This window comes from Mesorhizobium sp. WSM4821, assembly GCF_055901555.1.
Genome location: NZ_CM148371.1, coordinates 937,702 through 950,988 on the forward strand (window position 1 = coordinate 937,702; position 13,287 = coordinate 950,988).

6 protein-coding genes are annotated in these 13,287 nt (G+C 65.6%); all 6 read right to left on the reverse strand.

Going from position 1 to position 13,287, the window contains the following annotated elements; translation table 11 throughout:
- Positions 1-42: 42 nt before the first annotated feature.
- The 6 genes from addA to ahcY all read right to left on the reverse strand — a co-directional run bounded on the left by addA (position 43) and on the right by ahcY (position 13,068).
- Positions 43-3,555 (reverse strand): double-strand break repair helicase AddA, encoded by a 3,513-nt coding sequence (gene addA / locus AC0NID_RS04250; protein WP_473451122.1) that lies wholly within the window; start codon positions 3,553-3,555, stop codon positions 43-45.
- Positions 3,552-6,674: a double-strand break repair protein AddB gene (gene addB / locus AC0NID_RS04255; protein ID WP_473451124.1), complete on the reverse strand. Its 3,123-nt coding sequence runs from the start codon at positions 6,672-6,674 to the stop codon at positions 3,552-3,554. The genes addA and addB overlap by 4 nt, the downstream gene beginning before the upstream one ends.
- Complete coding sequence (locus AC0NID_RS04260) at positions 6,671-7,402, reverse strand: nucleotidyltransferase family protein (RefSeq protein ID WP_473451126.1); 732 nt, start codon at positions 7,400-7,402, stop codon at positions 6,671-6,673. Before AC0NID_RS04260 ends, addB begins: the two co-directional genes overlap by 4 nt.
- A complete protein-coding gene (gene tsaE, locus AC0NID_RS04265) occupies positions 7,399-8,910 on the reverse strand; it encodes a tRNA (adenosine(37)-N6)-threonylcarbamoyltransferase complex ATPase subunit type 1 TsaE (RefSeq protein ID WP_473451128.1) in 1,512 nt (503 codons plus the stop codon). The genes AC0NID_RS04260 and tsaE overlap by 4 nt, the downstream gene beginning before the upstream one ends.
- Before the next feature lie 8 nt (positions 8,911-8,918).
- Entirely contained in the window at positions 8,919-11,480 is a 2,562-nt protein-coding gene (locus tag AC0NID_RS04270; RefSeq protein ID WP_473451130.1) for a sensor histidine kinase, read from the reverse strand.
- 187 nt (positions 11,481-11,667) lie between these two features.
- Positions 11,668-13,068: an adenosylhomocysteinase gene (gene ahcY / locus AC0NID_RS04275; protein ID WP_473451132.1), complete on the reverse strand. Its 1,401-nt coding sequence runs from the start codon at positions 13,066-13,068 to the stop codon at positions 11,668-11,670.
- Between the last annotated feature and the right edge of the window lie 219 nt (positions 13,069-13,287).

A 13,287-nucleotide genomic window follows, 5' to 3' on the forward strand; every position in this document is an offset into this window, starting at 1 on the left:
AAATGTGGTGGTGATCGTGCCCTTCTTCAAGCAGCTGTTGTGTCACGCTCCCGTGAGTCGGGCAAGGGCGTCGTCCATCGCCTTTGCCGGCAGCTCTATCAGCCGCGGCGCTTCGGTGAACAGCAGCGCCGCGAAGACCTCATGTTCGGGGTAAAGCGGCTGGAGCAGCGCGCGATAGAGCGCGAGTTGCAAGACATAGGCCGGAGGAACGTCCGCCAGCGCGGCTGGCGCCGGCCGGTTGGTCTTGTAGTCGACGATCGAAACCTTGCCAGATGTAACCGCCAGACGGTCGATCTTGCCGGAGATCGAGCGTAATTTGCCCTTGACTTCCAGGCTGCCCATGACGGCGACTTCGGCGCGCGACGATGATGCGAACAGTGGCGCGAAACGGCTGTCGGCAAGGATCGCCGCCACCGAGGCCAAAGCCTTGTCGCGCTCGGCATCGGGCCATTGCGCGCCGGCACGCTCGAGATAGCGCTCCGCGGCACCCCGGCGATCTCCTTCCGCAATGCCGGGCAGCATCTGCAACAATTTGTGCAGCGCCAGCCCCCGCAGCACGGCAAAGCCAGGCTCCGCCTCGGTGTCCAGCACCGGCGAGCCGGTGTCGATCACGGCTTCCTTGGTCTCATCGATCAACGCCGAGGCGCCTGAGGGCGACAGCGGCCGCGGCAGATCCTCGAAGGGTGGCAAGGGTTGGAACAACGTTTTCGGCAATGGCTCGAACTGTTGCGTCAGCCGCGCCTCTTCGGCGGCCGCCCGTGCGACCGGCGGCAGCTTCGTCACATGGAAGCGATGCACGGTCTCGGCGGCGGCGGGGTGCTGCCGCTCCGTGCTTTCGGGAGCGCCGACCAGCGCGCGGCTGACGATCGAATGCCAGGTGCCGGCATTCGGCGCCCGCTTGCCGTGATAGCCGCAGACGATCAGCCGGTCCTCGGCGCGGGTCATGCCGACATAAAGCAGCCGGCGATATTCGTCGTCGGCCAGTTCGCGCGCGCGGGCAGAAGCGGCCCGCGAAAATCCATTGGCGACATCGCTGGCCGAGCGCCAGAGGTAGCCCTTGCCGTCCCAATGCTCGCCCGAGCCATCGAACGGCATCAGCCTCGGCAGATGCTGGTCACTGAACGGAGCCGAACCGCCATCGACCAGGAACACCACAGGCGCCTCCAGGCCCTTGGCGGCATGCACGGTCATGACGCGAACCTCGTCGCGGGTCTGGTCCATTTCGCGCTTGATCTCGGGGCCGGCGTTTTCCAGCGTCGACAGGAAGGATTCCAGTCCCGGCAGGCCGGTCCGCTCCTCGGCGAGGCAAAAGCTCAGGAACTCGTCGAGGATGTCGCCGGCTTCCGGCCCGAGCCGCGCGATCATCTTCCTGCGCAAGCCGTCGCGGGCAAGCGCCCCCGCATAGAATTCGAAGACCGGCTTGAATGCGGCTTCATCGGACCATGTGTCGAGCTGGGCAGCGATTGTGGCCAGGGCCGCGCTTTCGCCAGCTTGCTTGCGCAGCGAGGCGATCAAGGAGAGGCCGGACGACCGCTCGCCCGCAAGCGCGAAAAGCGCCTCCTCCGAAACATCGAAGATCGGGCTGCGCAGCACGGCGGCAAGCGACAGATCGTCCTCAGGCTGGATGAGGAAGTGGCCGAGCGCGATCAGGTCCTTCACCGCGATATGGCCGGGCAGGCTGAGCCGGTCGGCGCCAGCGACAGGGATGTCGCGGCGCTTCAGCGCACGCGTCAGCGCATGGACGAAGCGATCGCGCTTGCGCACCAGCACCAGAACATCGCCGGGCCGAAGCTTCTTGCCGCGGCCTTCGATGATCTCACCATTGCCGATCCAGCCGGCAATGGTCGCCGCCACGTTTTCGGCAACGCGCACCGCTGGCGCATGGGCGTGGTCGACGGCCTGCGTCCAGTCGTCGGGCTCGTCGACGACGTCGGCGCCGATCGACGGCCAGACCTCGACATAGCCCGGCGCGTCGGTGCGGATCGCCTTGTGGTTCAGCGGATCGGGATCGTGGCTGATGCCGCGCCGCACGACCGGGTCGGCAAAGACACGGTCCACCGCCGCGAGCACGTCGTCGGTGGAGCGGAAGGACCAGGTCAGCTTGAGATCGGCGAAGGCGGCGTTGGCGTCGCGCACCTTGCCGGCAAACAGGAGCCTTGAGTCGGCGAAAGAGTCGGGCGCCGCTCCCTGAAAGGAGTAGATCGACTGTTTTTCGTCACCGACGGCAAAGACCGTGCGGTGAACGTTGTCGCGCGCGCCGAGCCCGGCAAAGAATTCTTCCGCCAGCCGCTTCACCACCTCCCACTGGTCGGGGCTGGTGTCCTGCGCCTCGTCGAGCAGGATGTGGTCGATGCCCTGATCGAGCTTGTATTGCACCCAGGGACCGGCGTCGGGCCGCGCCAGGAGATTGACCGTTCGGGTGATGAGATCGTTGAAATCCAGGAAGCCGCGGGCGCGCTTCAAGTGCTCGTAGCGGGCGATCAGCCAGTCGGCGATGGTCAACGCGGCACGTGTGCCCTCCAGCATCCTGAACAGCGCCAGCCGGTCGGAGATTTCGAGGATGGCGTCGATCGCCGCCAGATAGCGCTCGCCAAGATCCGGCAGCCGGTCGAACAACGCCTTCTTGAACGTCTTTGCCGGCTCATAAGGCCCGCCATCCGCCCGCAGGAAGGCTTTTGCCAGCAATTGCAGCCGGCGAACCGGATCGCCCTCGGCGAAGGCAAGACGCGCATAGGGCAGCAAATTGTTCAGCACGATGCGGGCATCGGCGGCTTCGGCAGCGCGGGCAAAGGTGATGAAATAGTCTGGCAGGAAGCCCGGCAGCGGCCAGACGGACGCCGCCAGGCCTTCGGCGGTCTGGCCGGCGCGAAACCTGAACTCGTCGAACAGCGCCCGGAAGCCATCGCCGCCGGCAGCAGCGATGAAGGCGCGCAGGCCGTCGCGCTTGCGCACGATCTCGGCCAGCAACGCGTCGAGCCCGTGTTCGCCGCCGCGTTCCAGAATGGTGGCGAAAGCCTCGGCCAGCCCCGGATCACCACCGGACGTGCCCGAGATCATGTCGCGGCGGGCGGCGGCGAAGAGCGACGCCTCCATCTGCGGATCGAGCATTTCGAAATGGGCCGGTATGTTGGCTTCCAGCGGGAACTGGTGCAGCACCGATTCGCAGAAAGCGTGGATGGTCTGGATCTTAAGTCCGCCCGGTGTCTCCAGCGCCTCGGCAAACAGCCGGCGGGCGCGGCGCATGGTTTCGCGATCGGGTTGGCGGCCGTCCAGCGCCTCTATCCTTGCCGCCAGTTCCGCATCGCCAAGCGCCGTCCATTCCGACAGCGTGGAAAACACCCGGTTCGACATGTTGGCGGCGGCGGCGCGGGTGTAGGTCAGGCACAGTATCTTCGATGGATCGGTGCCGCGCAGCAAGAGCCGGATGACGCGCTGGGCCAGCACATGGGTCTTGCCCGATCCGGCATTGGCCGACACCCAGGCGGAATTTTGCGGGTCGGAAGCGCTTGCCTGGCTGGCCGCCGTGTCGCTCGGGATAGGATAGGCCTTCTTCATGCCTCCCCTCCCTCGTCGTCGGCGTCGCCGCCGGCGGACCATTCGAGCACACGGGCGAGATGGTCGTAGTCGCCGTCGGTCTCGCCCTCGCGGAACGGCAGCGCCCGCGACAAATAGAAGGTCGCCGGGTCGGCATAGTGGATCAGCAGCTTTTCGAGCCGCGCCCAGGCCTCCTCGGCGAGATCGGCGGCGGTTCGCGGCTTGCGGTTGTATTCGAGGATGGATTCCTCGAACACCTCGCCATTCGGCTTCAACCTGATGAAGGCCAGTTGCGACGGCTCGCGGGCGCCAAGCCCCTTGAAGGCGCCGCGCCTGAGCAGCGCACCTTCGAGCGCCAGTTGCGGCGCAAGCAGCGTATGCGCCTGCGCCTTGGACGGTGACGAGCCGGTCTTGTAGTCGAGGATGTCGGCCATGCCGCCGGCCAGCAGATCGACGCGATCGGCGTAACCGGACAGTGTCACGCCGGACAGGCCGACGCCGGTCTTTTCGGCATGCTCCTCGGCATGCCGCATCGTCACGGCGAAGGCGCGGCCGCGCTCCCATTCGATGATGCCGGCTGCGAGCTTTTCGAAGCGCGGCCACCACACCGCCTCGACATCGGGAGGAAGGGTCGCCTCGGCAAAGCAGGCGCGGCCGGCGGCGATGAGACCGTCCAGCGCCTCCGGCACGAGCGGATCGGCCACATCAGCCGAGAAGCGATGCAGGATGGCGTGAAACAGCGTGCCGCGCTCGGCCGCGCCCGGATCGCGGATGACCGGATCGAGCGGCATCAGGCCGAGGATCCTCCTGGCGTAGATCGCGTAAGGATCGCGGCGCAGCGTCTCGATTTCGGTGACGGAGAAATGCTGCGGCCGCACCGTCAGCGGCGGCTTCGGCTGCGGTCGCGGCGCGAAATCCCGCCTCTCGCCGACATCGAGCGCACGTGCCCAGGACAGGAGTTCATCGCCACGCCGGCGAAGCACCGCCGCATGATCCTTGCCGATGAAGGTCAGCATGCGCTGCAGCCAGCGCGACGGCACCGCCGGTGCGTCGCCGGAGCGGGCGGAGCGCGCCAGCACCACTTTCCTGGCCCCCATCGCCATCTGGAAATCATGGGCGGCAAGGCCGATGCGCCGCTCGGGCGGCTCGAGATCGATGCCGGTTTTCATCAGCCGCGACATGAAGCGGTCGCTTTCCGGCTTGCGCGGCCACACGCCTTCGTTCAGCCCGCCGATGACCAGCGTGTCGACGGTCTGCAACCGGGCTTCCAGCGCGCCCCAGATGGCGATGTTCCTGTCGGTGCCTCGCGCCGGCTTGACCATTTCTGGCGCGATCAGCGCCTCCATCACATCGGGCCATTCGTCTGCCGCGAAGGAGAAAGACGCCGAGGCAGCAACCAGTCCGCGCAAAAGCTCGGCGAGCTTTTCACCGGCGTCGCCCGCATAGAGTTCGCTCAGGCTGCCGTCAGCGGCCCGGCCAAGAGCTTCGAGTGCGACGACGCTGGCCCGGGTCAATGCGGCAAGATCGGCTTCGGCTGGACTGCGAAAGGCGATCAGCGGCGCCAGCGCGGCGGCAAGGCGGATGAGCAATTCGCGGGCGCCGTCGATGTTTCGCACGGTCAGGCGAGAGAACCAGAAGGGCTGGCGCTTGTCGCCGCTCAGGCCGGTGAGACGGGCCTCGAAGAGCTCCGGCAGCGATGCGATGTCCGGGCGGCCGGTGCCGCCGCGCAGGGCCACCAGTTCGACGATCTCGGCGGCATGACGGACATTCGCGCGCTCCAGGCCAAGGCCAAGCAGCGCGTGCTTGAGCAGCGACAGCAGGGCGACCGGATCGCCGGGGCGGAACGCGGCCTGAAGCGCCAGCCTGAGCAGGCTGGCGGCGGGCGTGTTGGTGAGCGGCGTGCCGCCCGAATCGTCGGCGACGACACCGAAGCGCAAGAGCTCGACGGAGACGCGGCGCGCCAAGGCGCGGTCGCCGGTGACGAGTGCCGCGCGCTGGCCGGGCTGCTCGACGGCACATTTGAGCGCGACGGCGATCGCCACGGCTTCGTCGCGTTGGCCGGCGGCTTCGAGAAGCGTGACATCGGCGGACGCCTCGGTGATGTCGCCGGCGGCAAAGCCGAGCCGCGTCTGCGCCCACAGCTCAGTGGTTTCGGCCGGCCGCAGCGCCTCGCCGACAAGGGCGGCGCGCAGCGCGAGCGGCCTTTGCGCAACGGTGATCTCCTCGACATCGCCGCGCGGCACACCGATCTTGCCGATCAGCTTTGCCAGGCCGTATTGCGGATGGCCTAGCAGGGCCGGACGCGCACCGGGCTCCGCGATAGCCTGGAACGACGGTTCATCCAGCATCAGGTCGAGCCCGGGCAGCACGACGGCGCCGTTGGGCAGGCCGGCAATCACCGCAAGAAGTTCGGCGGTGGCGGGAATAGAGCCGGTCGAGCCGGCGGCGATCACTGGCCCAGTGGGCGGATTGCGCTTCAGCCGAACCGCTTCCAGCCCTATTAGCGCGTTGCGATGCGCCGCGGGGTTGGAGCAGTTGCGTTCCTCGAGGATATCTGGCCAGTTTTCGGTGACGATGCTCAGGAAATCGAGCGTCACCTGCCACCAGCCGGCAAGGTTGCCGGTCACCAGATCGGCGAGCCTGGCCCAGTCCGTGCCTTCCGTCTCGATCTCGTCCATCAGCCGGGCCAGGTCTCGCGCCAGCCAGATGGCGTCGGCGGCGGAGGCCGGCACGACGATCTCCTCGTCGAAAAGTGCCGCGACATGTGCCGGCAGGCGGCGTTTCCAGGCACGCACCAGCGGCGCCAACAGCAGCAGCCGCTCAATTGCGGCGATCGGCGGCACGAGGTCGATGGCGGCCGACGCGTCGGCCTCGAATGCGGCTTCGTCCTCGTCGAACTCGCCGAGCGGGCGGATGACCGGCAGGATCGCCGAGCGACGGCCGAGCACGTCGACGAAAACGCCGCGCAGCGCGCGCGCGGCACGGCGCGTCGGCACATAGATGGTGGCATCGGCCAGCGCCAGCGGGTCGCCGTCGAAACGGAAACCGGGAACGAGACGTCCTGACAGCAGGGCCTCGGCCAGCGTCGGCAGGAACGGCGCTCCGGGCGGGATCGAGAAGACGCGGCGGGAGCCGCTCATTTCAACTCGTTAAGAGCCGGATCGGCAACTGCCGCTTCCGCCAGCGGAATTGCGTCGGGCGTGCCGACGGTGATCCAACGGCCATGCATCGTCATGCCGAACAGGCGGCCGGCGGCGATGGCCGCATCGAAATAGGCGTTGAGCGAGTGCGGCCCGGCCGGCGCGTCGCTAAAAAGACGCGGATCGACGATGGCAGCGCCTGCATAGATCAGGCCCGCCGGGTCACCTTTCGAACGCCGCAAGGCGCCGTCCGGCGTCATCAGGAAGTCGGTGCCGCCGCTGTGTCCTGTCGCTGACTGGATATCCGCAAGCATCAGCAGAATATCCATTTTCGCCGCGTCCCATGCAAGGCCGAGGCGAACAAGGTTGGGCATGCCGCTGTCGATCCAGAAGGTGTCGGCGTTGACAATGTAAAAGGGAGCCTCGCCCAGTTCCGGCAAAGCATGAACGATGCCGCCGGCGGAATCGAGCAGCACTTCGCTTTCGTCGGAAATGACGACCCGCGGGGCGCGGCGCGCGGCGACATGGGCGACGATCTGTTCGGGAAAATAATGGACGTTGACCACGGCCTTTTCGACGCCGGCATGGGCCAGGCTGTCCAGGCTCCAGTCGAGCAAAGTCTTGCCTGAAATCTTGACCAGCGGTTTTGGCATCGTGTCGGTGATCGGCCGCATGCGCTTTCCCAGGCCTGCGGCAAGCACCATTGCGGTCCTGGGGTGCGTCGTCACAGCGGCCGCTCCTCCAGCAAGCCGTTGGCGGTGTAGAAATCCCGCAGGCTGGTCAACGCCGGATGCGCCAGCGCCCGGCGGAGATAGTCGCGAATGCGCTGCAGGTGCTTCAGATAGTAGGGCTTGCCGTCACGCTTTTCGAGCCGGACGAAAATGCCGAGGATCTTCGAGTTGCGCTGTGCCGCCATGATTGCATAGGTCTCAACGAATTCGCCTTCGTTGAAAGCGCCGGCCTTATGGCGCGCCGCGATATAGGCATCGAACGTCCGCTTCTCGATCTCAGGCGAAAGCGTGACGCGCGCATCCATGGCGAGCGAGGCGAGATCGTAGGCGGAGGGGCCGATCAGCGCGTCCTGGACATCGACGATACCGAGGCGATCGTGACCGATACGCTCGCCGCGCCAGATGATGTTGGGCGAATGGAAGTCGCGCAGCACGAGAGTGCATTCGCGCCCCTCCAGCCGATCGAGGGCCGCATTCCATTCCGTGGCGTAGCCGGCACGCAAGGCATCGCTTGCCGGGCCGCCCGATATTGCCGGCACATACCAGTCGAGCAGCAATTCGGCTTCGATCATCATGGCATCGCGATCGAAGGGCGGCACGTCGTGAAAGACGCCGGGCGCTGCCTCCATGCGATCGGGCCATGCCTTGCCATGCATCATGGCAAGCAGTTCAGCCGCTGCCTCGTAGCGCTCCGCCATCGGCTCGCCGTGCTTGCCGAGAATCCCCTCCGAGCCGAGATGCTCCAGAAGGAGAAAGCCCTGGTCCAGGTCCTGCGCGTGAATCTCCGGGGCGCTGACCCCGCCGGTCCGCAACGCCCGGTCGATGGCGACGAAGGCAGCGACGGATTGCGCGGTGTGGGCGATCACCGCATAGGGCTTGCCGTCGCGGACCGGCGGCCCGAGCACCAGCCTTGGCGAGTTCATCAGCACACGCGGCGGCAGGCCGGCCAGCGAGACGATCTCATAGGAACGGGCCGACGCGTCGCCGATGAAGTACCGCCGTTGCGCTTCGCCCCAGCCGGCCCTTTCCAGAAAATCGCGCATCGCCAGCGATCGCGCCGCGCGCTCGAGGACGGCGCCTTGTCCCGACAGCCTCGCCAGGCGTCCGTCGCCCTGATGGACCAGTTCGACCAGAATCGAAGTCTTCGGCAAATAGTCCTCTGCCCGTTCCGGCCATTCGACCAGGGCAGCGCCTTGCGCCAGCGCTTCGTCGAAACCCAGCTCGTCCAGTTCGGAGGCCGAGGACAGGCGATAGAGGTCGAAATGATGGACGGGGACGCGCGCCTCATAGCTCTGGAGGAGCGTGAAGGTCGGGCTCGGCACATCGAGCCCGGAATCGTCGGCCATTGCCCTGATCAGTGCCCGCGCCAAACTCGACTTGCCGGCGCCGAGATCGCCTTTAAGCGCCAGCACGTCGCCGGGGCGCAGCGCCATGGCCAGATCCTCGCCCAGCCTTGCGGTCGCAGCCTCGTCGGCGAGAAAACGCTCTACCACCACGCCTGCCATCGAGCGCGCTACTCGGCCGCCGCGCGGATGCCGGGCGTGTCGGGGAAGGCACAAATGACGGTGGTGCCCTTGTCCTTGCCGGTCTCGATGCGGACGCTGCCGCCATGCAGTTCGACAAAACTCTTGACGATCGACAGGCCGAGGCCGGCGCCGCGCCGGCGGCCGCCATTGGCGCGCGGCTCGAAACGGCGGAACACCGAATCGAGCACGTCCGGCGGCATGCCGGGGCCGTCGTCGTGAACGGAGAATTCCACACCTTCGGCAAGCGAGCGGCAAGCAAGCGTGATGGTGCTCGCCTCCGGCGCGTAATTCGCGGCGTTGCTCAGCAGATTGTAGAGGATCTGGCGGATGCGGACTTCGTCGCCGTGGAATGTCTTTGGCGCGGTGGCCGCGTCGACCTTGAGCCTGATCGCATGCTCCTCCAGCCGCTCGGCAACCAGCTCGGCGGCGGCGGCGATGGTTCGGTCGACGTGAACTTCTGAGATATCGAGCTCCATGATGCCGGCATCCACGGTCGCCAGGTCGAGGATGTCGTTGACGATGGTGAGCAGGACTGAGGAAGACGAGCCGACGTGCTCGACATATTCGCGCTGCTTCTGGCTCAACGGCCCGGTCGACGGCAGCGAAAGAAGCTCGGTGAAACCGATGATATTGGTCAGCGGCGAGCGCAGTTCGTAGGAGACGTGCTGCACGAATTCGTTCTTGAGCTGGTCGGATTTTTCCAGCGCCTCGTTCTTGTCCTTCAGCGCCCGCTCGACATTGACGCTGTCGGTGACGTCGACGAAGGTCATCATCACCTGCCCGTTGGGCAGCGGGATCATCGCGTAGCGCAGCACGGTGCCGTTGTTCAGCTCGGTCTGGCCGTGGCGGTCGCGGCGCTCATCGTCGAAACCGGTGATGGCGGCAACGAACCCGCCCCAAGGGCTGTCGGCAGCACGCCGGTCGCAAAGATCGCGGATCGTGGAGACGTGAACGTTGGGCTTGGCGACGTCGGCGTCCAGCGCCCACAGCACTGCAAATGCCGGGTTCGACAGTCTGAGCCTTCCGTCCGGGCCGAACACGGCCACGCCCTCGGCAAGATTGTCTAGCGTCTCGCCCTGCACCCGCACCGCGGTCTGGTAGCGGCTTTCGAGGTCCATCTTCTCGGTCAGGTTCTCGAACACCCAGGTCACGCCGCCCTTCGGCTGCGGGTTGGCGACGACGCGGATGGTCTTGCCGTCCGGCAAATGCCACCAATGTTCCTGCGATTCGACCGCGCGATACGCCCCAAGCAGGCTTTCCTTCCAGCGCCGCCATTCTGGCTGCTCGGCGATCTTGCCCTCGCTGCGCAGCCGGTCGAGCAACAAGGCGTTATCCGGAGCGCTGTGCAGGAAGCCGCTGTCGAGACCCCATAGTTTCTGAAACGCCTGGTTGAAGAACCGCAATTTTTCGTCGGTATCGAAAATCGCCACAGCGGTGTTGAGCTGATCGAGCGTGTCGGCGTGGCTGCGCACGGTCCGTTCATATTCGCTACGGATCGTTTCGATGGCGCTGGTGTCGCAGGCAAGACCCGCCGAGCCGTCCGCGCCGGCGAAGTCGGTCACGGCGAACATGCGCCGGTCGCCTTCGATCACGGTGGAAAGCGGCTGTTCGAAGACGGGATGCGACTTATGCTGCGCGGCGATCGCGTCACGCGCCTGGCCGCCCAGGAATTCCTTCGCGTCGCGAACGGCCGCTTCGGCACTTTCCGCTTCGACCGCCTTGGCATAGGCGCGATTGACCCATTTCAGCCGCCCGTCCGCCGTGCGCAGCCATGACGGCATGCTGAGCGCGTCGAGAAGGCCGATCATGGTGTCGTAGTCGGCGGCGAGGCGCTGGTTCTCGATTTTCAGCCTGGCCTGGTTTCGCTGCGTTTCAGAGAGCGAGACGAAGCGCACAAGCACGTGTGACGCGCTCTTGCGCCCGTGCACTTCGAGCGGCGCACCGGCCTGCGATTCGATGACGAGGTCGAACGGCTTCGCCTTTTCCCGCAGCGCCGCCACCGCATTCTCGAGCGCCGCCGCCGAGCGCGGCATCAGCCAGCGGCCGAAGGCGAGAAAGGCTGCGCGGTCTTCCGGAGCGCCGCTCTCGACCGGTAATGTCCCGACGAGCTCGGGTTTCTTGTTTTCCGAGGTCCATACGACGACACGCTGGTCGCGCAGATTGAGCAGCGCCTCGGAGCGCTGCAGCGCAGCGTTGACGTCGGCCAAGCGGGTTCTGAGTTCGGCATTCTGCGCCGAGGTGCGCGTCCTCTCGCGGATCAGGAAAATGGCCGAGATAAGTGCCGCGCCCATGACGCCGACAAACATGGCGAGTTGCATGACCTCGACCGTGCCGACCGACAGCCCGGCTTTGGGCGCAGCAGCGGTTTCAGCATGTGCCGAAAGGCCAAGCAGCGGACCTGCGAGCGCGGAAGAAGCAAGCAGCGTTCCGACACGGGCACCGGCGCGCCACAAAAGGCTCCCGCCTTTGGCAGCGGAACCCGCGGTCACCGAATCGTTGCGGCCGCCGGAAACGGCCTGTCCCGCGCGAGGCGGGTTATCCCCCGGCATGTCCTGGTCCTCTTCGCCGCCTGAATGCAAGACCGCCCGATGCGGGCGTCGGCCCTCGTCCCCGGACCCGCGAATCAGCACCATAGCGCTTGCGCGAATCGGCGTGAAGAATCAATCAGCGCAAAAATAAAGCCGGACGAAAAGTCAATCGCCCGGCCTCAATATCTAGTGGTAATTTCAATTGTGGTTAATAGCGGTAGTGTTCCGGCTTGAACGGTCCCTGCGGGGTCACGCCGATATAGGCGGCCTGTTCACCTGACAGTTCGGTGAGCCGGGCGCCGAGCTTGTCGAGATGCAGGCGCGCGACCTTTTCATCGAGATGCTTGGGCAGGACATAGACCTGGTTCTCGTACTGGCCGGGCTTGGTGTAGAGTTCGATCTGCGCCAGCACCTGGTTGGTGAAGGACGCCGACATGACGAAGCTCGGATGACCAGTGGCGTTGCCGAGATTGAGCAGGCGGCCTTCCGACAGAAGGATCATCCGCTTGCCGTCCGGGAAGGTGATCATGTCGACCTGCGGCTTGATGTTGGTCCATTTCAGATTGCGCAGCGCAGCCACCTGAATCTCGTTGTCGAAGTGACCGATATTGCCGACGATCGCCATGTCCTTGAACGACCGCATATGGTCGATGGTGACGACATCCTTGTTGCCGGTGGTGGTGATGACGATGTCGGCGGTCGGGGCGGCATCTTCGAGCGTGACCACTTCGAAGCCGTCCATTGCCGCCTGCAATGCACAGATCGGATCGACCTCGGTGACCTTTACGCGGGCGCCGGCGCCCTTGAGCGACGCCGAAGAGCCCTTGCCGACGTCGCCATAGCCGCAGACGACCGCGACCTTGCCGGCCATCATCGTGTCGGTGCCGCGGCGAATGCCGTCGACCAGCGATTCCTTGCAGCCGTACTTGTTGTCGAATTTCGACTTGGTCACCGAATCGTTGACGTTGATGGCCGGGAAGGGCAGCAGGCCCTTCTTCTGCAACTGGTAGAGCCGGTTGACGCCGGTTGTCGTCTCTTCAGTGACGCCGCGGATCGCTTCCTTCTGCTTGGTGAAGAAGCCAGGCGAGGCCTTCAGGCGCTTCTTGATCTGGGCAAACAGGATTTCTTCCTCCTCACTGCCCGGATTGGAGAGCACGTCCTCGCCGGCTTCGGCACGCGCGCCGATCAGGATGTACATGGTGGCGTCGCCGCCATCGTCGAGGATCATGTTGGACGTGCCGCCGTCCGCCCACTGGAATATCCTGTCGGTGTAGACCCAGTAATCCTCAAGCGTCTCGCCCTTGACGGCAAAGACCGGAACGCCGGCCTCGGCGATTGCCGCGGCCGCATGGTCCTGGGTCGAGAAGATGTTGCAGGAGGCCCAGCGGATATCGGCGCCGAGCGCCTTCAGCGTTTCGATCAGCACGGCGGTCTGGATGGTCATGTGCAGCGAGCCGGTGATGCGCGCGCCCTTGAGCGGCTGCGCCTTGCCAAATTCCTCGCGGCAGGCCATCAGACCCGGCATCTCGGTTTCGGCGATCTCGATCTCCTTGCGGCCCCAGCCGGCAAGCGAGATGTCGGCGACCACATAGTCATTGCTACCCGTCATGGCAGTGCTCCGATCAAGAATTGTTTTCGGGTGCGCCCGCGCCGGAAGGCGTGTCGACGGGCACGAGTGCCGGCCTGACTAGCAGATCGCCGCTCGAACGACAATGGGATATAAAGAAATCTTTATCCGTGCATGTCTTGCGGGGCGCATCGCCTCGAAAATCGGAAACGATTTTCGTAAAGCACGATGCGCAAATTCAAAGTGCTAGAGCGTCCTTTA

Coding starts and splice junctions, on each gene's coding strand:
- ahcY (WP_473451132.1), bottom strand. CDS start 13,068: ATGACGGGTAGCAATGACTATGTGGTCGCCGACATCTCGCTTGCCGGC.
- addA (WP_473451122.1), bottom strand. CDS start 3,555: ATGAAGAAGGCCTATCCTATCCCGAGCGACACGGCGGCCAGCCAGGCA.
- AC0NID_RS04270 (WP_473451130.1), bottom strand. CDS start 11,480: ATGCCGGGGGATAACCCGCCTCGCGCGGGACAGGCCGTTTCCGGCGGC.
- tsaE (WP_473451128.1), bottom strand. CDS start 8,910: ATGGCAGGCGTGGTGGTAGAGCGTTTTCTCGCCGACGAGGCTGCGACC.
- addB (WP_473451124.1), bottom strand. CDS start 6,674: ATGAGCGGCTCCCGCCGCGTCTTCTCGATCCCGCCCGGAGCGCCGTTC.